Here is a 20,569-nt window from a genome sequence, read left to right as displayed (position 1 = left end):
GCCAACCTCTCTGCTTTTTTTATTTCACTGCAGCACGTAATTCCTCTGCCGCAAACTCTACATTCGGGCCAATAATGACTTGTACTGATTGCCCGCCTGATTTGACGACTCCTTTTGCGCCTGCTTTCTTTAATAACGCTTCATTTACTAAAGACGTATCTTTCACTGTCAGTCTCAGCCTTGTCGCACAGTGATCAATCGTCTGCAGGTTTTCTTTTCCGCCAAGCCCCTTCAGCATGATGTTTTCATTGACAGGCTGTGCTGTGTTCTCGTCCAGCACTTCATCCAAGTCATCATCCTCACGTCCCGGCGTTTTCAAATTCAACGTCTTAATTAAGACGTAAAACACGACAAAGTATACAGCCGCATAGCATATACCTACCAGAAGCAGCAGCAGCGGCTTTTCTGCAATTCCGTAGCTCAAAAGATAATCGATCGCACCGGCTGAAAAAGAAAATCCAGAGCGTATGCCGAGCAAATTAACGATGAATAGCGACAGTCCGGTTAAGACTGCATGCACAGCGTATAACAGCGGAGATAAAAACATAAATGCAAACTCAATTGGCTCCGTAATCCCGGTGATAAACGCAGTCAATGCAAAACCGATCATCATTCCGGCCGTTGCTTTTCGTTTTGACGGCTTGGCAGTCACAATCATTGCCAGACATGCCGCCGGAAGACCGAACATCATAATCGGGAAGAATCCCGTCATGTATGTGCCCGCTGTCGGGTCTTTAGCGAAAAAGCGCGCCAAATCACCTGTCACTCCGTTATATTCGCCGAATTGGAACCAAAAAATATTATTCAGCACGTGGTGAAGACCGAGCGGAATTAACAGCCTGTTGAATAAGCCGAATATGCCCGCGCCGATTCCGCCAAGCCCAAGCATCCACTCCCCAAACGCGTTAATTCCCGATTGAATCGGCGGCCATATCGAACCGAATATTCCTGCTAAAATGATTGTAAAAATAGCGGTGAGAATCGGCACAAGCCGTCTGCCGCTGAAGAACCCGAGATATTCCGGCAGTTTTGTATCCTTGAAGCGGTTATAGGTATAACCTGCAATTAAACCGGCAATAATTCCCCCAAATACCGCCATGTTGTTTGCTTCATTAATCGATTTTGTTGCAGCGTCGAGCATCAGATACGAAATCGCCCCTGATAAACCCGCGGCCCCATTGCTGTCCTTTGAAATGCCGATGGCAATCCCAATCGCAAATATAAGCGGCAGGTGATCAAAAACAGCAGTTCCCGCTTGATAAACAAACGGGATATCGAATAAATCCTCCCTGCCAAGTGCAAGGATAATCCCGACTGCAGGCAAAACCGCAATCGGGAGCATAAATGACTTTCCAAGCTTTTGTAAAAATGAAAGCATACCCATCCCCCTCTTACCCTTTTTTAAAAATATACCATACAAGATATCTAGTGATCTATACCAATTTTCCCGGCATATTTCTTTTTTCCCAGGTTCGCGTGTTTCCTATTCTAGAGCCAATTGTGGTAAGCTTAAACTAGATTATTTAAAAAGAAAGCGGGAATGACAGATGATTGTAACAAACGATCAAGAATTAGAAGGCCTGAAAAAAATCGGCAGAATTGTAGCGCTGGCGCGTGAAGAAATGAAACGGAAGGCAGAGCCCGGCATGAGTACAAAAGACCTTGACCTTATCGGAAAAGCGGTGCTTGACGAGCATGGCGCTGTTTCGGCTCCGCAAAAAGAATACGACTTTCCTGGTGTGACATGCATCAGCGTAAATGATGAAGTGGCGCATGGTATTCCAAGCACATCCACTATTTTAAAAGCCGGAGATCTTGTGAACATTGATATCTCTGCTGAATTCGGCGGTTTCTACTCCGATACAGGCATCTCGTTTGTGCTCGGTGAAGGAGAAGAACGCCTTCACAAGCTATGCCAATGCGCAGAAGATGCCTTCCAAAAAGGGCTGCAGCAGGCAAAAGCCGGCAAGCGCCAAAACCAAATCGGGAGAGCCGTTTATCATGAAGCACGTTCTAAAGGATTTACCGTCATTAAAACCCTGACCGGCCACGGAATCGGCAGAAGCCTTCACGAAGCGCCGAACCACATCATGAACTATTATGATCCATTTGATAACGCGCTTTTCAAAAACGGCACAGTGATCGCACTTGAACCATTCATTTCAACAAAAGCGGAAACCATCGTCGAAGCTGGAGACGGCTGGACCTTTAAGACGCCGGATAAAAGCATGGTCGCCCAAGTTGAGCACACCATCGTCATCACCAAAGACGAGCCGATTATCCTGACAAAGCTGTAAAACACATTTCGTATGTTTAACCTCCTCCTATTACAGGTAAAGCATCACTATTCTGCAGGAGGAGGCACCGTAAATGAACAGAGATCAAGAAAAAATCCAAATTGAAAACGAAATGAATGCAATGCATGGAACAACAAAAGAAGAAATTTTAAAAGACTTTGAAGAATTTAAAGACTACCTGAAAAAACAGGTTAACCGGGGCAAAAAATTAGGATTAGATGACGGCAAGCTTGTCAAAAGCGCTGCGATCCTGGGAGACTACCTCGCAAAGCATGAAGAACCGCAAAACGGTGAAGAAATGCTGCTGCAGGAGCTTTGGCGCGTTGCGGATGATGATGAGAAAAAACATTTGGCACAGCTGTTGGTCAAATTGGTTGAGAAACAATAAATACCTAAGCCGGGCGCATGCCCGGCTTCTTTATATTGTCACAAGCCCGGCCCATCCAGATATGCTACACTAGGATTAATGTCTGTGAAAGGAGCCATTGTCCGCATGTGGTTTATTATTTTTGGAATCGTCTTTTTCATTGAAGGCATCATCATGACCGTTTTCGGCGTGAAGAAAAAAAACGGGATGCTTACATATATCGGTATTGTGTTCAGCATCATGACCCTTGGCATTGTCGTGCTGAAACTCACCGGGCATTAAAGCATATTCAGCGTTTACTCCGCATATACATACAGGAAGAAAGTTCGCATCACTAGTTCGAAAGACTCAGTTTTTCCCGCATCTCTTTTCAGCATCTTTTGATAGATGTTACAATGCCAATCGTTTGGTCAATCAGATAGGGAAAGGAGTTTTCTGACATGCATTACGGCAGTAAAGGCTGGTATGTAGCAGAATTAAAAAAGCAGGGTATCACGAAATATGAAGGAAGAAAGCTTCAAAGCTATAAAACCTATTTTCTTGCCAACCTGCTTGAAACAAAGAAAAAACAATCCTGACATGGTAAAGCCGCGCACGTTTAGATGCGCGGCTTTTTTATTGAATCGGAAGCAGCCTGTCCCGTTTTTTGATAAAGGAAGATCTCCAGCTTTCCGACAATGCTTCTTCACTTAAAATCCGTTCAATGGCGGCAAGATTTTTTGTGTCATGGTATTTGATATGGTTTGCGAATTGGACGGATATGCCTTTTTCGCCTCTGGACAGCAGGTCGAGCTTGGCGCCCGGAGCAACCCTGCCCTCTTCCAGCACGCGAAAATAAAATCCCGTATATCCGGTTTGCTGAACTTTCAGCACCATATCCTTTGCACCGAACTTTTTGGCAAGCTTTATACACGGCTGACGCGGCTGGCTGACCTGAACAACGGCGTCAGCGAGCTGAAAGACATCGCCTATGCAAACGTCTTCCTCTGTCAGGCCTTGCACCGTGAGATTTTCACCAAACGCAGCGCTCGGGAGCGGTCTTGAGAGAAACTCCTCCCAAAACGGATAGTGCTCCGCCGGATAGACACAGACAGCCTTATCAGGGCCGCCATGATTGATGAGATCCGCTTGTCCGTCTCCCTCAAAATTCTCCCGATACAGCATCACTGCGGAATCTGCCGGCCGCTTCATAATGCCGGTCTCTATTTTCTTTCCGTCATATTCAAGCGTCTGCGGCTTTCCCAGATTAAGAGAAAGAACTGAATAATGAGCTGATGTCATATGAACACATCTCCTTTACAGGATATAAAATGATTGATTATCATAAAAAGAAAAGGTGGTTTTTTACATGCTTCAATATCGAATCGTTGCAGACGGCCGGGTTCAAGGTGTCGGTTTCCGCTACTTTGTTCAAGCGGAAGCCGATAAGCATAAACTCACCGGCTGGGTCAAAAACCGTGCTGACGGGCGTGTCGAGATTTTGGCCGAAGGGCCGGAAAACGCCTTGCAATCATTTCTTGAGGCCGTGAAGAAAGGCAGCCCCTTTTCAAAGGTTACCGGCATCTCTGTCACTGAATCCAGCAGTCTTGAAGGCCATCACCGGTTTTCAATTGTCTATTCGTAAGGCTTATCCTGATAAAAGTAATTCGGCTTGACGATTGAATTGTCATAAGATCGGTGAAAAATATGTGTGGAGGCGGGTGAAATCGGAGGTATCAGCCACGTCCAGTCACCCGTCAGCTTTCTGCCCGCTTCTTCCTCCTGTTCTTCAAACCGTTTAAACTGGCTTGCAGCCGTGTGATGATCCACGATGCTGACGCCGTGCTTTTTATACGAGTGCAAGACAGCTTTGTTCAATTCAACAAGCGCCTGATCCTTCCATAAATCTGTATTGTAATCAGCAGCGATGCCGATCACGGACGCCACTTTTTTTAGCATGTCGTACCGCTTCACATCTGCCAGGTTTCTTGCTCCGATCTCTGTCCCCATATACCAGCCGTTAAACGGTGCAGCATTATAATGAACGCCCCCGACTTCAAGCCTCATATCCGCAATAATCGGCACGCCGTACCATTGCAGCTTCAAGTCAGAAAACGCTTCGAATTCCGGGTGGGTCAGCGGAACTTCTATCACCAGTGAGCGGGGCAGCTCATACCAGACCGGCTGCTTGTCACCCTTCATGCGGAAAATAAGGGGAAGAAGATCAAAATCGGTCCGCTCTCCGCGCCAGCCGAGCTGCTCACAGGCTGCGGTGAGAGAACTGGAAGCAGGATCGCCGATTCTTTCTCCGTCGGATTCATATCCCGCATACCGGATCAGCTGATGATTCCAGATCTCGACTTGCTTTTCGCCCTTCTCTTCCGGAGGGAAAATCGTAATGGTCGGCCTGATTTTCCCGTTATTTGTGGCGGTTTCAATGTGATGAAACAGAGCGTCCCGTACTTCTTCTTTAGTCCGGACGTCACGTCTGTCAATGACATTCAGCGAATTCCAGAACAGTCTGCCGATGCAGCGGTTGCTGTTTCTCCAAGCCATTTTCGCCCCGTGCGCCAGCTCTTCCTTTGTATGTACATAGCTTCCAGTCCGGTCAATCTCACTTTTAATGTCATCGAGACGGTCTTGCACTTCATCCTCCTTTCCGAGTTCCTGATAGCAATTGGCAATAAACGCTTTCGCTTCGTTCCAGAGTATTTCTTTATCTTCCAACAAACTCTCTCCTCCAAATCGCATTCATGCTTCTCATTGTATCGTTTTTGAGCGGGAAGACAAATGATTTTTCTGCATCTTCTTGGAAAAACAAATAAAAAAACACCCGCGTTTGCGAGTGTCAAAGGGATGATAAATGATGGGCCAATTCCATTAAATCACTGCGAAAGTTTCTGCCTGTCATTGGGATGCCGTGTCCGGTCAGCAGCGCTTCCGGTTCTCGTTCGGCAAGTCTTTGAATGGACTCGGCGGCCATCTCAGTGTCAGGTGTGAAATAAGCCGGCGGGCCGTGAAGCTCCTGTTTTTGAATGAAAACGTCAGCCATTTTTTCCTGTTCAACTGTAATCACCGCATCGCCGGCGACAAGCACACGGCCGTCCTCGCGGAATAATGAAATATGGCCCGGTGTGTGGCCTGGTGTTGCGATCCAGATCCACTCGTCCAAAAACGGAACAGTGCCGTCTTCAGGCAGCGCTTGAACATGAGAGGAAATATCGATCGAATGGCGCGGAAACAGAGGCGACAGCTTGGCAACCATCCCGCTTTTGCTGTCTGGCCGCGCCGGCGGATAATCCTCTTTTCCGGTCACAAAAGGCATTTCCCGCGAATGAACATAAACAGGAACATCCCAATGCTCCAGGATCTCTTCAATGGCCCCGATATGATCAAAGTGCCCGTGTGTCAGAATAATGGCCTTCAAGTGATAGTCATTACCGAATCTTTGTTTTGCTTCGTTTAAAATCATGCCGGCTGATTGAGGCATGCCGGCATCTATTAAAATAAATGAATGAGGTTCAGAAGGATACTGAATAAAATAGACATTCGCAATTTGCACGGTCAGACCATGTACACCCTTTGCGGCCTCGAACCCAGTCCCGCTTCTGACTGAAGTCAGCGGCATATAAGGATCACTCATGAAGACACCTCCGGTACGTTGTATGCCGTTAGTGTATGTCATTCCGCCTGAATTATCATGCAGAAATCGAAATGGCACCGATCAATAAAGCGGTAACCGTCATGACAATCACGGCGAGAACCGCCCATTTCAAAGCGAATTTTTGATGATCGTCAATGGAGACCCCGACAAGCCCGACAAGCAAATGTGTAGATGGCACAAGCGGGCTCAGCATATGAATCGGCTGCCCGATAATTGAGGCTCTGGCAATTTCGACTTTATCAACACCGTATGCGACAGCCGTTTCTGATAAAATCGGCAGCACTCCGTAAAAATACGCGTCATTCGGCATGAGAAATGTGAAAATGCCGCTAGTTAAGGCTACAATCGCCGGGATCAAGCCGCCCATTTGTTCAGGAATCATCGACACAAGCGAAATCGCCATTTCGTCAACCATTTTGGTGCCTGTTAAAATTCCCGTAAAAACGCCTGCTGCAAAGATCATGGAGCCAATGGCCAGCACGTTGCTTGAATGTGCTGAAATACGCTGTCTCTGATGGTCGAGGTTCGGATAATTCACAATGAGTGCAATACAGAATGCGATGACAAACAGCACCGTTAAACTGACTTTGCCTGATACTAAAAAGCCTATTAATGAAAGCGTTAATAACAAGTTAAACCACCAAAGCTTCGGCCGCTTCCACTCATCTTCAACCGCAGCGGCTGGTTCGTTGACATCGGCCGGCTGTTTCAGCTCAATCACGCCGAGTCGTTTGCGCTCCGCTTTACCCAGCACATACGCAACTGCGACCATACAAAGCATTCCGCTCGCGATCACAGGGATCATCGGCCCGGTCAGCTCAGCGGGATCGACCCCAAGCGCGCTCGCCGCCCGCGGCGTCGCGCCTCCCCACGGAATCGTATTCATAATCCCCATGCCGACTCCAGCGATTCCCGCCAATATAATTGGCCGGATGCCGAGCAGCAAATAGAGCGGAAGCATCGCGCTTGTTGTAATCATATAGGTTGTGGAACCGTCTCCATCCAATGCAACAAGCATCGTAAGAACCGCTGTCCCGACAACAATTTTTAACGGATCGCCTTTGACCATATTTAATATTTTGGCAACCATCGGATCAAAAAGCCCAGTGTCAATCATGATTCCAAAATATAAAATCGCAAACATAATCATAACAGCCGTCGGCGCCACCTGCTGAATCCCCGAGATCATCATATCGCCAACTTCAGTGAACCCGAAACCGGCTATCAGCGCAAACACAATCGGCGTCAAAACCAATGCCGTCAGGACAGAAAGCCGTTTTGTCATGATCAGTACCATAAACACAAGCATCATAAGAAATCCTAAGATTGCTAACACATTCATTCCCCCTTTAAATGAATCCGCTTACATTTTATCCCCTATTCCCCTTTTGCCTTTTTGTCATCGTATGAGAAAAATGGTCTCAAGTAAATAATTTGGTTTTTTTGTATTTTTAATTTTTTAAAACCGTTTTGTTCTTTTTGGTCATTTCTAAACACAAAAAAAGCATTCCGCCTACGGCAGAATACTTTTTGCTTAATTGCCTGTCATGATGGTTTGATAAAACGCTGATTGTTCTTCAAGAAACCGTTTCGTTTCCTTGCTGTTTAAATAAAAGCTCTCCCAGTCCTGCTCGTTTATTTTCTGCTTCCATTCGGGCGAGGATGTCACCTTTTTTAATGCTTGGTCCCAGTAAGAAATCTCTTCCTCAGACATGTTTTTCGGTCCCAGCACCCCTCTCCAATGAGAGAAGACAAACGGAATGCCCTGCTCTTTCCACGTCGGCACTTTTGGAAAACCGGGCAGCCTTTTATCTGACGTGACGGCGGCTAATGTAATCTCGCCGTTTCGCTCGTACGGCTTGGCTTCTGAAACAGTCATGGAAGCTGCTTCTATCTCATGCCTGATAAGCGCCTGGATCAATTCTTCACTGCTGTCAAACTGTAAAAACTCAATGTCAAAAGGGTCAATCCCGTACATATCAGCGGCTCTGACGAACGAGAGCTGATCGTCATTGCCAAGCCCCGGAGAAAAACCGATTTTGACTTTGCCAGGATGCTTCTTGATCTCTTTCAGCACATCCTTTCCGCTTTTCAGCTCCGATCCTTTCGGAATGGCAACAGTCTGCCATTCCTTAGCGAGAATCGCCAGCGGCGTAAAATCATCAGTTTTTAATTTACTTTGTCCGAGCAGGTAATTGCTCAGGATTAAACTGGACATCATACTGATAGTCTTCCTGCCGCTTTGGTTGACATATTTCCAGCCTTTATCGCCTCCGCTCCCAGGCTTATATACAATATGAATCCCGTCTTTTATCAGCTGTTTTTGCCTGAGCACGGATTGAATCGCCTGCGCCGTTACATCCCAGCCCCCGGAAGGCTCGGCAGGCACAACGATCTCAACCGGCCCGTCCGGCAGACGTGGAGCGGCCACCTTCCGGATGTCACCTTGCATGAAGACCAATAGACAAATGAATAGGATCACACATTTTTTCATCGCTATTCAGCCGCCAAATAATATTTTCTCTCCGGTCTGCCGATAATCCCGTACTCCAGCTCGGCTCGCGCTTCTTCCTTAGACACAAGATACTCGGCATAGCGGCGGGCTGTTGTTCGTGACGCACCCATTGCTTCTCCAAGTTCTTCCGCTGTCATTCCTCTCCCGGCAGTACACAGCGCCTCTTTAATTTTTTTCAGCGTGATCGGATTGATCCCTGTCGGCAAATCCTCCGCAGTGACAGCTCCCTTAGAGCTGCCCCCAAAAATATGGTCAATCATGGATTGGCTGACCTCCGGCTGAGACAGCAGCACCTGCCTTTTTTCTTTATACTGGAGCAGCACCTGTTTGAACTTGTCAGCCGATACAGGCTTTATCAAATAGTTTGCGATACCCGCCCGCAGCGCTTCCTGTAAGTGGCGGGTTTCCGTTGCGGCTGTGATGATCATAATATCCACTTCCGGAAACAGTCTCCGTATCTCTGGAATCAATGCTGTTCCGAGCTCGTCCGGCATATAAATATCCAATAGCAGCAAATCAGTTTTGTGTGTCTCCAAAAGCAACATTGTCTCTTTTGCATTGCCCGCTTTGCCGATAATGCTGAATCCATCAAGCTGTTGAATCAATCTCTCATGAATTTGCGCAACCCGAAAATCATCCTCCGCAATCACGATGTGAATCAAATGGATTCCCCCTTTGTCTGTTTCTCCTTTGGTATAAAAACAGTAAATACCGCTCCCCCGCTTTTTTGATTTGTCAGCTCGATCCAGCCTCCCAGCTCACGCATTGACTCTTTTACGTTGGCGAGTCCGTAGCCTCTCTTCATCCCCTTTGAAGAGTAGCCCCTTTCAAACACCGCCTCTATTTTATCAGGCGGCACTCCCAGTCCCGTATCGGATACTTCGATAACAATATCCCGTCCGATATCTGTGATAAAACATGAAACCTCCTGTACGCTTTGATCCGCTACAGCTTCGAAAGCGTTATCAATCAAATTGCCGATAATCGTAACGAGATGGGACAAGCCGACATGAGGAGGAAGAGGCCCAAGTGTGCTGTTGTCATCGATCGACAGCTTCACCTTTTTTTCCGATGCTTTGCTCATCTTTCCTAACAAAATCGCCTGCACCTGCTGCGAATGAATATTTTGGAATAAAATATCATGCTGTTCATTTTGGATGGCGTATTCCTCTTTAATCAATTCAATCGCTTCCTCATATTCACCAAGCTCAAGCAGCCCTAAAATCGCGTATAGCTTATTAGAAAATTCATGAGTCTGGGCGCGCAGGTCCTCTGAGTATTTTCGCACCTCTGTCAGCGTGTCAATCAGCTTTTTCAGTTCTGTTTTTTCTCTGAAGCTGATAACAATTCCATACGCCTGTCCGCCTTGTGTCATGACTTTTGTATTGATAATAAAGACTTGGTCGTTGACGCATACCTCCTGATTCGGCGGCATTTCTTCCTGCTCAAGCACAGACATCAGTTCTGCTCCCGGCATCACGTCATCAACAGGCACGTTCATCACAGGCTCGGGCAGCTTTAGCATCTCAGCCGCCGATACGTTCATCATCGTTACAATCCCATCACGATTGGTGGCGATAATCCCTTCCTTAATCGCCCGCAGCATCGCATTCCGCTCCCGATAGAGAGAGGCAATTTCGTGCGGTTCAAGGCCAAGCGTATCCTTTCTGATGCTTTTGGCAAGCGCGGCGGCACCGGCAAATCCAAGCAGCAGCACGAGTACAGCCATGAAGCTTAAGTCTCGCAGATGTTTCTTGATGCCTTGCTCTGTCTTGGTTTGCAGAAAATCAACGGACACGCTGCCGATCACTTGGCTGCGCCCCTTTTGTTCCTCGATGATCGGTGCGCTCCCACGGATCACCCTTTGTCCATCCGCTTTTGTCTCTGAGACGTGAGAGCCTCCAAACAGGATTTCTCTGCTTCTCGTCAGATGCTTATTTCCGCTATTTTCCGCGGCGGTTCGGACCATTCCTTTTTCATCAAGCACATAAATCGCATAAGCGCCGGTCTGTTCTTTCATTTGTTCAATGACCTCCTGCGCCTTGGCAGCTTGCCCGCCTTTCGACACGATAAGCTCCTTTGCCGGCGGCATATAGGAAATCGTTCTCGCCGTCTGCACCGCCAGCTGCTCTGCCTGTTTTCGCCCTTCTTTTGTTTGCTGAACGGCAAACGTGACTGTCAGCACGCCAATCACAAAGATCAGCAGCGCCGCAATCAACCCCATTATTTTTGTTTGCAGAGAAAAATGGAATCGCTTTTTCACCACAGCACCAGCCGTCCTTTCTACCTAGATCATACCATTTTTCGCCCGGTCATTTTCTTATTTTTCAAAATCCATTTCTTTGGTGATCAGGATCTATTATTCAGATCAAGATGTTTCCTTTTTTCATGAAGGAATCATTCCGTCTGAACATTTCAATATACATATAGTATCTGAGTGATATGGTGAAGGGCGGGAGGTTATGGTGAAAACGAGTCTTATTGTGCTGACTTATAATCAATTGGCGTTAACAAAACAATGCTTGGAGAGCATATGGACGCATACCGATGATGACTGTATAGAAGTGATTGTTGTAGATAACGGCTCTCATGACGGGACACAGGACTACCTCAAACAGATCCCCTCAATCAAAACGATTTTTAATGAAACAAACGAAGGGTTTGCGAAAGCCTGCAATCAGGGCCTTGAGGCCGCTTCGGGGGACAATGTTCTTTTTTTAAACAATGATACTGTTGTGACAAGTCATTGGCTGGAGCCGATGATCAAGCTGCTTTATCAAGATGATAAAACCGGCATGGTCGGGCCTGTAAGCAATTATGTCAGCGGGCCTCAGCAAATTTCAGTTGATTACACCAGTTTAGAAGGAATTGAAGATTTTTCTCAGCGCCATTGCATGCAGCAGCGGGGCAAATCAAGAAGCGTTTTAAGACTGGTCGGATTTTGCCTTCTTGTCAAAAAAGAGGTACTGGACAAAATCGGGTGCTTTGACGAGCGTTTTGAAGGCGGTTCATTTGAGGACGATGATTTGTGCATTCGCGCTCTGCAGGCCGGATATCAGCTGAAAATCGCTCTTGATTCGTTTGTGCATCATCACGGGCATGCCACGTTTTCCGGCAATCCGGATTTAAGCATCAGCCGATTATATCAGGTCAACCGCCAAACCTTCGTAGATAAATGGAAGCACGATGTGACGGCTTTTATTGATCCCCAGCCAGAGCTGACAGCCCTTGTGCCTTCAAATGCCCGTTCCATCCTGCATATCGGCTGCGGCGCGGGAGCTGCGGGTGCAGAGCTGTTGAACCGGCAAACCTGTACATTGTACGGTATTGAAGAAGATGCGCTGCTACGTACAATGGCAAGCGCCTATTATGAACAAGTCACGTCAGCAGATACGGAAACATGCGGCCTTCCTTACCCTGAGGCTTTTTTCGATGCCATTCTGATAGGAGACCTTTTGAGCTGCTCGATGCATCCCCGGCGAACGATTGAGGCTCTTGCCGTTTATCTAAAGCCTTCAGGCTCATTGATTTGCAGTATCCCGAATGCAGCTTATGCAGACACGTTTTTTTCTTTATTATGCGGAACACCGGCACACACACATTTCATCACGCCTCAAAACGTAAACACACTATTCCCCGAACACCTTTATGACATAAAATCAACCTCCCATTTAGCCGTTCCTGAATCGAACATACAGCTGTTTTTACAAGAAGTTGAATATCTTGCCGGGCAATTTGATTTGCCTTTGGATCACTTGTCAAAACATGCTCAGATTGATTACATGTTTGTCCATGCAAGGAAGAAAAAACAGCCTGAAGCGGAGGTGTCGATATGATTTCGATCAGCCTATGTATGATTGTGAAAAATGAAGAAGCCGTTATCGGCCGCTGCTTAGATTCTGTGCGCAGGATTGCTGATGAAATGAACATTGTGGATACCGGCTCAGCTGATCAGACGAAAGCCATCGCTGCCCGTTATACAGACCGTATCTTTGATTTTGAATGGATAGACGATTTTGCGGCCGCCCGTAATTTTTCGTTTCAGCAGGCAACAGCTGACTATATTTTATGGCTTGATGCCGATGATGTGTTTACCGAGAAGGATCAAGAACTGTTCTTGGATTTAAAAAGAACGCTTGATCCGCATATTGACGCGGTATCAATGAACTATCACCTGGCGTTTGATGAAGAAGGCAACGTCACATCCAGCTTAAGAAGATACCGGCTCGTAAAACGGGAAAAGGGCTTTAAGTGGATCGGCGCGGTTCATGAATATTTAGAGGTGTACGGAAATCTCCATCACAGTGACACAGCGGTTTCTCACATGCCTCTTAGCCATGACGCTGACCGAAATCTGCGAATTTATGAAAACATGGCCTCGTCAGGAAAGGAATTTTCGCCAAGAGATTTATTTTACTACGCGAACGAGCTGTGTGATCACGGAAAAATAGAAAAAGCGATAGAATACTATTTGCGTTTTTTGAAATCAAAGCAGGGATGGGTTGAGGATAATATCAGAGCCTGCAATAAATTAGCAGATTGCTATCATTCATTGGGACTGAAGGAAAAAGAATTAAACTGGGTGCTCCACACGCTCGTCTACGGACCTCCCAGAGCGGAAACGTGCTGCAGATTGGGATTCTCTTTTTTAGAAAAAAACGATGTCCAAACCGCTGTCTATTGGTATGAAAAAGCAATAGAAAATAGAGGCTCAGAAAGCTTGGCTTTTCAAAACCGCGCCTGCGCCACCTGGCTGCCTCACTTACAATTAGCCGTCTGCTACGATAAGCTTGGCCAGCATCAGCTTGCCTATCAGCATAATGAATCGGCTTTACAATACCGTCCTCATGATTCAAGAATGCTTGCCAACAAAACATACTTTGAAGAGGTTCTGCAGCAGCAGGCTGGCGCCGGAGGTGAACATCATGGAAATCAATAAAAGGTCACTTGCTGATTCTATGAAAGAATATGAGCGAAAAGATAAAGAGTATTACAAAAGCATCAACTGGCAGCTGTTTGACCTGGTAGATCCCCATGCGAAAACCATTCTTGAGGTCGGATGCGCCGAAGGCCTGTTTGGCGCAGCTGTTAAGGAAAAAATGAATTGCTCCTATTTTGGGGTCGAATCATATCCGCCAGCTGCCGAAAAGGCCGTTCATCACATTGACGAAGTGATAACAGGAGACATCGAAACATTGAAGCTGCCTTTTGAAAAAAACACATTTGATCACGTCATCTTCGGCGATGTATTGGAACACTTAATAGACCCTTGGGCAGTGTTAGCTAACATAAATCCTTACGTAAAAGAAACAGGGAGCATTTTGGCAAGCATTCCGAATATCGGGCATATCTCAATTTTTGAAAGTCTGCTGACCGGCAAATGGACGTATACACAGGCTGGGCTGCTCGATAAAACACACTTCCGTTTTTTCACCTTGCAGGAAATGAAGAAGATGTTTCATGAAACAGGTTACAAGGTCAGCCAAATCGATCCTATTTCCTTTACGACTCACTATTATGAAAAAATGATCAGCAAACTGGCACATGTCAAAGCAAACATGGGTATTCACCATGCAGATTTCGAGGAGGAAGCCAGAGCCTATCAATATGTCATAAAGGCGCAAAAAAGATGAAACAGCATCTAAATGAAAATTCCATTTGCTTCATTACATGTGTCAATGATGACACCCTTTATGACCTCTGCCTGAGACATATCCAGTCTCTATCAGTGCCGCCGCATATGGAGGTTGAATTAATCGATATACGAAAGGCTGACAGTATGGCCTCCGGCTACCAAGCGGCAATGCATCAGTCAGACGCAAAATATAAAGTGTATGTCCATCAGGATACATTTATCATCAATCGTTCATTTATTTACGATATCCTTCATGTCTTTCAGCAGAACAATGTGCTTGGCATGATAGGCGTCATAGGAGCTGAAGAAGTGCCGCAAAGCGGAATTTGGTGGGAGGCTTCTAAAAAAGCGGGAAAAGTCATTGAATACCGCAGTACGTATAGCTATTTGTTGTTTGATGAGATAGACGGATCCGTGAAAACAGTTGAAGCATTAGACGGTTTATTACTGGCCACCCAGTACGATCTCCCGTGGCGAAAAGAGATCTTTGACGGCTGGCATTTTTACGATACTTCTCAATGCTTTGAGTTCAGGAAAAAGGGATATCTTGTCGGTATTCCTCTTCAAAAAGAGCCATGGGTCATACATGCTTGCGGCAATGAGTTTGATTCTGACCAGTATTCTGATTACCTTGAAAAATTTTTGAGGGAGTATTTTAAAACATGATAAGTCTTCCATTAGGCAAAAACAAGAAACCTACTTTTTTATAAAGTAGGTTTCTTGTTTCAAATGCTTGAATTTTAAAAAAGAAGTGACTCTCATTCTCTATTATTAAGGGAACCTAATAGCATTTATATCTAGGTTTAGTGCGATGCTGCCACTCACATTACTTATTGTGGTAAAGATTATCCTAACCTCATAAGAAGTCGTGCCTGTGACTGTTGTAATATCTACATACGTTGTAGCAATTGGAAATCTTGACGTAATGGCAGCATTAACATTTCTTTGGACAGAGCGTATATCTACCAATACTCCGTTTCTATAAATTCTGGTTTGGAAAGTAAAGTTCGAGTTAGCTGTCGTTGTCACATCAACAGAAATGGCAAAATCTAATTTTATTAATTGGCCAGCGACTGTTGGCAGACTTAAAGTCCCAATTGACGTTTCAGTACCGTTAACAGCAACTGAAACTGGGCCTGCTACCTCATTGTAAAACAGCTGCGGATTTGCCCCGGTTGGTCCGGTTACTCCTGTTGCTCCTGTTGATCCGGTTGATCCAGTCGATCCAGTTGGACCTGTTGCTCCCGTTGATCCTGTTGCTCCGGTTGGACCTGTTAATCCCGTTGATCCAGTCGATCCGGTTACTCCTGTCAGACCTGTTGATCCAGTGACTCCCGTTGCACCTGTTGATCCTGTTGATCCTGTTGATCCTGTTGATCCTGTTACTCCTGTTGATCCTGTTGATCCGGTTGGTCCTGTTGATCCTGTTGATCCCGTTGCTCCGGTTGGTCCCTTTGATCCTGTTGATCCGGTTGATCCGGTTGATCCGGTTACTCCTGTTGGTCCAGTTTCTCCAGTTGCTCCTGTTGCTCCTGTTACACCAGTTGATCCGGTTAATCCAGTTGCTCCTGTTGATCCAGTTACTCCTGTTGCCCCTGTTGCTCCGGTTGATCCGGTTGATCCCGTTGATCCGGTTGGTCCGGTTGGTCCGGTTGATCCTGTTTCTCCAGTCGCTCCGGTTGATCCGGTTGGTCCTGTTTCTCCCGTTGATCCGGTTGGTCCTGTTTCTCCCGTTGATCCGGTTGGTCCTGTTTCTCCCGTTGATCCGGTTGGTCCTGTTTCTCCCGTCGCTCCGGTTAATCCAGTGACTCCGGTTGCTCCAGTTGCTCCTGTTACACCAGTTGATCCGGTTGCTCCAGTTGCTCCTGTCGCTCCGGTTAATCCAGTTACTCCGGTTGGTCCAGTTACTCCTGTTGATCCAGTTACTCCTGTTGATCCCGTTGCTCCAGTTGCTCCTGTCGCTCCGGTTAATCCAGTGACTCCGGTTGGTCCAGTTACTCCTGTTGATCCCGTTGGTCCTGTTGATCCCGTTGGTCCTGTTGATCCCGTTGGTCCAGTTTCTCCAGTTACTCCTGTTGATCCCGTTGGTCCAGTTTCCCCGGTTGATCCTGTTACTCCAGTTACTCCTGTCGCTCCGGTTAATCCAGTGACTCCGGTTGGTCCTGTTGATCCCGTTGGTCCTGTTGATCCCGTTGGTCCTGTTTCTCCAGTTACTCCTGTTGATCCCGTTGGTCCAGTTTCCCCGGTTGATCCGGTTACTCCAGTTACTCCTGTTGGTCCGGTTGCTCCGGTTGGTCCTGTTGATCCAGTAGGTCCGGTTACTCCGGTTGGTCCTGTTGGTCCTGTTTCCCCGGTTGATCCGGTTACTCCAGTTACACCTGTTGGTCCTGTTTCCCCGGTTGATCCGGTTACTCCAGTTACACCTGTTGGTCCTGTCGCTCCTGTTTCTCCCTTTGGTCCTGTTGGCCCAGTTGCTCCGGTTGATCCCGTTTCTCCCGTTGGTCCTGTTTCTCCTGTTGCACCTGTTACACCAGTTGATCCGGTTGCACCTGTTTCTCCTGTCGATCCTGTTGATCCAGTTTCTCCAGTCGATCCGGTTGGTCCTGTTTCTCCCGTTGCTCCTGTTGATCCAGTTTCTCCAGTTGCTCCTGTTACACCAGTTGATCCGGTTGCACCAGTTTCTCCTGTCGCTCCGGTTGCTCCTGTTGGTCCGGTTGGTCCTGTTTCTCCCGTTGATCCAGTTTCTCCTGTTGCTCCTGTTGATCCCGTCGCTCCCGTTGCTCCGGTTACTCCTGTTGATCCAGTTTCTCCTGTTGCTCCTGTTACACCAGTTGATCCGGTTGCACCAGTTTCTCCTGTCGCTCCGGTTACTCCTGTTGCTCCTGTTGATCCGGTTACTCCGGTTGATCCTGTTGATCCCGTCGCTCCGGTTGCTCCGGTTGATCCTGTTGATCCCGTCGCTCCGGTTGCTCCTGTTGCACCAGTTGATCCGGTTGGTCCTGTTGATCCCATCGCTCCTGTTGGTCCAGTTTCTCCTGTTGCTCCGGTTACTCCTGTTGATCCTGTCGCTCCTGTTTCTCCAGTCGCTCCGGTTGGCCCTGTTTCCCCGGTTGATCCTGTTGATCCCGTTGCTCCTGTTTCTCCAGTCGCTCCGGTTGATCCTGTTGATCCCGTTGATCCGGTTACACCAGTTACACCTGTTGGTCCTGTCGCTCCTGTTGATCCCGTTGCTCCTGTTGCTCCAGTCGCTCCGGTTGGCCCTGTTTCCCCGGTTGACCCTGTTGATCCTGTCGCTCCGGTTGATCCGGTTACTCCGGTTACTCCTGTTGGTCCTGTTGGTCCTGTCGCTCCTGTTGATCCGGTTACTCCAGTTACTCCAGTAGATCCAGTTGGACCTGTTTCTCCGGTTGATCCTGTTGCACCAGTTGATCCTGTTGGTCCTGTTGATCCAGTAGGTCCGGTTACTCCTGTTGATCCGGTTGATCCGGTTACTCCAGTTACACCTGTTGGTCCCGTCGCTCCGGTTGCTCCGGTTGATCCGATTGCTCCAGTCGATCCAGTTGGACCTGTTGACCCTGTTGACCCCGTTGGACCGGTTGCTCCCGTTGCTCCTGTTTCTCCCGTCGCTCCCGTTGCTCCCGTTGCTCCCGTTGCTCCTGTTTCTCCCGTCGCTCCCGTTGCTCCCGTCGCTCCCGTTGCTCCTGTTGGTCCTGTTGCTCCAGTTTCTCCAGTCGCTCCGATTGCTCCTGTTGATCCTGTTGCTCCCGTCGCTCCCGTTGCTCCCGTTGCTCCTGTTTCTCCCGTCGCTCCCGTTGCTCCCGTTGCTCCCGTTGCTCCTGTTTCTCCCGTCGCTCCCGTTGCTCCTGTTGGTCCTGTTGCTCCTGTTGGTCCAGTTAGTCCGGACGCTCCTGTTGATCCCGTTGCTCCTGTTGCTCCAGTCGCTCCGGTTGGCCCTGTTGGCCCTGTTTCCCCGGTTGACCCTGTTGATCCTGTCGCTCCGGTTGATCCGGTTACTCCAGTTGATCCGGTTGCTCCGGTTGGACCTGTTTCTCCGGTTGATCCGGTTACTCCAGTTACTCCTGTTTCTCCGGTTGATCCGGTTACTCCAGTTACTCCTGTTGGTCCTGTTGATCCCGTTGCTCCTGTTGGTCCTGTTGATCCCGTTTCTCCGGTTGGTCCAGTTAGTCCGGTCGCTCCTGTTGATCCCGTTGGTCCGGTTACACCTGTTGGTCCTGTCGCTCCTGTTGATCCGGTTGATCCAGTTACTCCTGTTGCTCCGGTTGATCCCGTTGCTCCGGTTGATCCGGTTACTCCCGTTGCTCCGGTTGGTCCAGTTAGTCCGGTCGCTCCTGTTGATCCCGTTGATCCTGTTGCTCCAGTGACTCCCGTTGCTCCGGTTGATCCGGTTGATCCTGTTGATCCTGTTGCTCCAGTGACTCCCGTTGCTCCAGTGACTCCCATTGCTCCGGTTGATCCGGTTACTCCTGTTGGTCCAGTTTCTCCAGTTGCTCCGGTTGATCCGGTTGATCCGGTTGATCCGGTTGATCCTGTTGCTCCAGTGACTCCCGTTGCTCCAGTGACTCCCGTTGCTCCGGTTGATCCGGTTACTCCTGTTGGTCCAGTTTCTCCAGTTGCTCCGGTTGATCCGGTTGATCCGGTTGATCCGGTTACTCCTGTTGGTCCAGTTTCTCCAGTTTCTCCAGTTGCTCCGGTTGATCCTGTTGCTCCTGTTACACCAGTTGATCCGGTTAATCCAGTTGCTCCTGTCGCTCCGGTTGATCCGGTTAATCCAGTTACTCCTGTTTCTCCGATTGATCCAGTTACTCCAGTTACTCCTGTTGGTCCTGTTGGTCCTGTTGATCCCGTTGCTCCGGTTGGTCCAGTTTCTCCAGTTACTCCTGTTGATCCCGTCGGTCCGGTTACACCTGTTGATCCAGTTTCTCCAGTTGATCCTGTTACACCAGTTGATCCGGTTGCTCCCGTCGCTCCTGTTGATCCGGTTGCACCAGTTTCTCCTGTTGATCCCGTCACTCCTGTTGCACCAGTTGATCCAGTTTCTCCAGTTGGTCCTGTTGATCCAGTTTCTCCAGTTGATCCTGTTACACCAGTTGATCCGGTTGCTCCCGTTGATCCAGTTTCTCCGGTTGCTCCCGTTGATCCAGTTTCTCCGGTTGCTCCCGTTGATCCAGTTTCTCCGGTTGCTCCTGTTGGTCCTGTTGCTCCGGTTGCTCCGGTTGATCCCGTTGGTCCGGTTGCACCTGTTTCTCCAGTTGGGCCTGTTACACCAGTTGATCCTGTTGTTCCAGTGACTCCTGTTGGTCCTGTTGATCCTGTGACACCAGTTTTTCCGGTTGCTCCCGTTGATCCGGTTACTCCGGTTGATCCTGTTGCTCCCGTCGGCCCAGTCGGCCCGGTTGGTCCAATCCCCCCGGTAGACTCTATTAAAGAAACATCATCAATTAGAACAGAACCAAAAGTAGCTTTACTTATTACCACTACTGCATTTACTGCTTCTGAGGGAGGGGCAATTGGTCTATATATTTCATTCCATGTATTAAATGAGACATTTGGCAAATTTCCGGCAGCAATGATCATTTCCTGTCCGCCTTCAATCTGTTCTCCTTCACTGTTAACAAATAAAATTTGTATAGTGACTTGAGGACTTGGATTATTCCCCATTCTTCCAAGCGAAACAGTGAATATAAGAGATTGTCCAGAAACGATAGGCACGATCTGCCCTAAAAAAGCATAAGGCTGGCTGCTGATAAACTGTGCGGAATATCTTGCAGAATGAGCAAAAGTATTAATAACGGACGTATTTGCAAAAGCCCAGCCCGTCAGATTGCCTGTTTCAAAACCTCCATTTACAATCACATTATTCACCCAACATCATTCCCCGCCCTCTTTGATTAGTTCCAGCTATTATATGCAGGAAAATTATCATCGGTCTGTAAGGTCACTAAACAAAATAAAAAAAAGGTGATTGTCCCTGCATCACCTTTCTTTCCCTGTATTTGTAGAAAACCTGTTGCATAAAAAACGTGATTTCCGCATCTATGCTAGATATGCTGCTAGTACGCCGGACATTTCTCACTAGGTTAAGCAATCACCT

Annotated in this window: 17 protein-coding genes and 1 pseudogene; 9 read left to right on the top strand and 9 right to left on the bottom strand. The window is 47.7% G+C overall.

What is annotated here, in order from left to right; all coding sequences use genetic code 11:
* Positions 1 to 19: 19 nt before the first annotated feature.
* Positions 20 to 1,378, bottom strand: a complete 1,359-nt coding sequence (gene nagE / locus UJ203_RS18450; protein WP_322013073.1) for an N-acetylglucosamine-specific PTS transporter subunit IIBC — start codon at positions 1,376 to 1,378, stop codon at positions 20 to 22.
* Positions 1,379 to 1,547: 169 nt separating this feature from the next.
* On the opposite strand from nagE, the gene map reads away from it, so the two are divergent.
* The 4 genes from map (at position 1,548) to UJ203_RS18430 (ending at position 3,242) form a co-directional block, all read left to right on the top strand.
* Positions 1,548 to 2,297, top strand: a complete 750-nt coding sequence (gene map / locus UJ203_RS18445; RefSeq protein ID WP_024120572.1) for a type I methionyl aminopeptidase — start codon at positions 1,548 to 1,550, stop codon at positions 2,295 to 2,297.
* A gap of 73 nt (positions 2,298 to 2,370) precedes the next feature.
* A complete protein-coding gene (locus UJ203_RS18440; protein WP_322013070.1) occupies positions 2,371 to 2,685 on the top strand; it encodes a DUF3243 domain-containing protein in 315 nt (104 codons plus the stop codon).
* A gap of 105 nt (positions 2,686 to 2,790) precedes the next feature.
* Positions 2,791 to 2,946, top strand: a complete 156-nt coding sequence (locus UJ203_RS18435; RefSeq protein WP_010333377.1) for a hypothetical protein — start codon at positions 2,791 to 2,793, stop codon at positions 2,944 to 2,946.
* A gap of 158 nt (positions 2,947 to 3,104) precedes the next feature.
* Positions 3,105 to 3,242, top strand: a complete 138-nt coding sequence (locus UJ203_RS18430; RefSeq protein ID WP_010333376.1) for a YflJ family protein — start codon at positions 3,105 to 3,107, stop codon at positions 3,240 to 3,242.
* Positions 3,243 to 3,279: 37 nt separating this feature from the next.
* On the opposite strand, the gene UJ203_RS18425 is transcribed toward UJ203_RS18430, so the two are convergent.
* Positions 3,280 to 3,945 carry an MOSC domain-containing protein gene (locus UJ203_RS18425; protein ID WP_322013067.1) on the bottom strand — a complete coding sequence of 222 codons (666 nt, stop codon included), beginning with the start codon at positions 3,943 to 3,945 and terminating at the stop codon, positions 3,280 to 3,282.
* Between the two features lie 67 nt (positions 3,946 to 4,012).
* Between UJ203_RS18425 and UJ203_RS18420 the strand changes: the two genes are divergently transcribed.
* A complete protein-coding gene (locus tag UJ203_RS18420) occupies positions 4,013 to 4,288 on the top strand; it encodes an acylphosphatase (RefSeq protein ID WP_059293845.1) in 276 nt (91 codons plus the stop codon).
* Here UJ203_RS18420 and nosA read toward each other — a convergent pair.
* From nosA to UJ203_RS18390, 6 genes and pseudogenes are all read right to left on the bottom strand, one after another.
* Positions 4,279 to 5,370, bottom strand: a complete 1,092-nt coding sequence (nosA, locus tag UJ203_RS18415) for a nitric oxide synthase (protein WP_322013065.1) — start codon at positions 5,368 to 5,370, stop codon at positions 4,279 to 4,281. The two genes, UJ203_RS18420 and nosA, sit on opposite strands and share 10 nt — an antisense overlap.
* 121 nt (positions 5,371 to 5,491) lie before the next feature.
* A complete protein-coding gene (locus tag UJ203_RS18410) occupies positions 5,492 to 6,286 on the bottom strand; it encodes an MBL fold metallo-hydrolase (protein WP_322013062.1) in 795 nt (264 codons plus the stop codon).
* A 55-nt stretch (positions 6,287 to 6,341) separates the two neighbouring features.
* Complete coding sequence (gene citM / locus UJ203_RS18405) at positions 6,342 to 7,643, bottom strand: citrate transporter CitM (protein ID WP_059293848.1); 1,302 nt, start codon at positions 7,641 to 7,643, stop codon at positions 6,342 to 6,344.
* A 198-nt stretch (positions 7,644 to 7,841) separates the two neighbouring features.
* The gene (locus UJ203_RS18400) at positions 7,842 to 8,801 is read right to left on the bottom strand and encodes a tripartite tricarboxylate transporter substrate binding protein (protein WP_322013059.1); all 960 of its coding nucleotides are present in this window, start codon (positions 8,799 to 8,801) and stop codon (positions 7,842 to 7,844) included.
* A 2-nt stretch (positions 8,802 to 8,803) separates the two neighbouring features.
* Complete coding sequence (locus UJ203_RS18395) at positions 8,804 to 9,484, bottom strand: response regulator (RefSeq protein ID WP_322013057.1); 681 nt, start codon at positions 9,482 to 9,484, stop codon at positions 8,804 to 8,806.
* Positions 9,456 to 11,088, bottom strand: a pseudogene (locus UJ203_RS18390) (ATP-binding protein). Before UJ203_RS18390 ends, UJ203_RS18395 begins: the two are co-directional and overlap by 29 nt.
* A 196-nt stretch (positions 11,089 to 11,284) precedes the next feature.
* On the opposite strand from UJ203_RS18390, the gene UJ203_RS18385 reads away from it, so the two are divergent.
* Genes UJ203_RS18385 through UJ203_RS18370 form a run of 4 tightly spaced genes read left to right on the top strand, consistent with a single transcriptional unit; the run spans position 11,285 to position 15,123 of the window.
* Positions 11,285 to 12,658, top strand: coding sequence for a glycosyltransferase (locus UJ203_RS18385; RefSeq protein WP_305934906.1), 1,374 nt, complete (start codon positions 11,285 to 11,287; stop codon positions 12,656 to 12,658).
* Positions 12,655 to 13,761: a glycosyltransferase gene (locus UJ203_RS18380; protein ID WP_305934907.1), complete on the top strand. Its 1,107-nt coding sequence runs from the start codon at positions 12,655 to 12,657 to the stop codon at positions 13,759 to 13,761. The genes UJ203_RS18385 and UJ203_RS18380 overlap by 4 nt, the downstream gene beginning before the upstream one ends.
* Complete coding sequence (locus UJ203_RS18375; RefSeq protein WP_305934908.1) at positions 13,748 to 14,455, top strand: class I SAM-dependent methyltransferase; 708 nt, start codon at positions 13,748 to 13,750, stop codon at positions 14,453 to 14,455. Before UJ203_RS18380 ends, UJ203_RS18375 begins: the two co-directional genes overlap by 14 nt.
* Positions 14,452 to 15,123 (top strand): glycosyltransferase family protein, encoded by a 672-nt coding sequence (locus UJ203_RS18370; RefSeq protein ID WP_322013053.1) that lies wholly within the window; start codon positions 14,452 to 14,454, stop codon positions 15,121 to 15,123. The genes UJ203_RS18375 and UJ203_RS18370 overlap by 4 nt, the downstream gene beginning before the upstream one ends.
* A 105-nt stretch (positions 15,124 to 15,228) precedes the next feature.
* Here the strand turns inward: UJ203_RS18370 and UJ203_RS20950 are convergent, their stop codons facing one another.
* Positions 15,229 to 20,340 carry an NTTRR-F1 domain gene (locus UJ203_RS20950; RefSeq protein WP_415859197.1) on the bottom strand — a complete coding sequence of 1,704 codons (5,112 nt, stop codon included), beginning with the start codon at positions 20,338 to 20,340 and terminating at the stop codon, positions 15,229 to 15,231.
* Positions 20,341 to 20,569 lie beyond the last annotated feature (229 nt).

Origin of the sequence: Bacillus sp. V26 (assembly GCF_034296245.1) — a bacterium.
GTDB classification, from domain to species: domain Bacteria; phylum Bacillota; class Bacilli; order Bacillales; family Bacillaceae; genus Bacillus; species Bacillus halotolerans.
This window is presented reverse-complemented; position numbering and strand designations above follow the sequence as displayed.